Below are 255 nucleotides of genomic sequence, written 5' to 3'. Positions count from 1 at the left end.
GTGACGGGGAAACACGCCACGCCTATACATTCCGGTTGCGCCAGCAGCATAGTGTGCCGGTGTTGATTGCCTTCAGGCAATGGCTCGAAAAAATATCCGGGAAGATTGCACCCAAAAGCAAGCTCGGTAGGGCCATCTCCTATACGCTGAACCAATGGGATTATCTGGTCCGCTACACCAGTGATGGCCGGGTTCCGATCGACAACAATATACTCGAACGCGATATCAGGCCGTTTTGCACGGGAAGAAAAAGCT

Annotated in this window: 1 protein-coding gene; it reads left to right on the top strand. The window is 52.5% G+C overall.

All coding sequences use genetic code 11. The features are described 5' to 3' along the window. On the top strand, positions 1 to 255 hold a 255-nt coding region (locus tag QSJ70_RS27610; protein WP_285541401.1), incomplete at both ends, for an IS66 family transposase.

The organism is Brucella sp. NBRC 12950 (assembly GCF_030268145.1).
In the GTDB taxonomy this organism is placed as follows: Bacteria; Pseudomonadota; Alphaproteobacteria; order Rhizobiales; family Rhizobiaceae; genus Brucella.
This window is presented reverse-complemented; position numbering and strand designations above follow the sequence as displayed.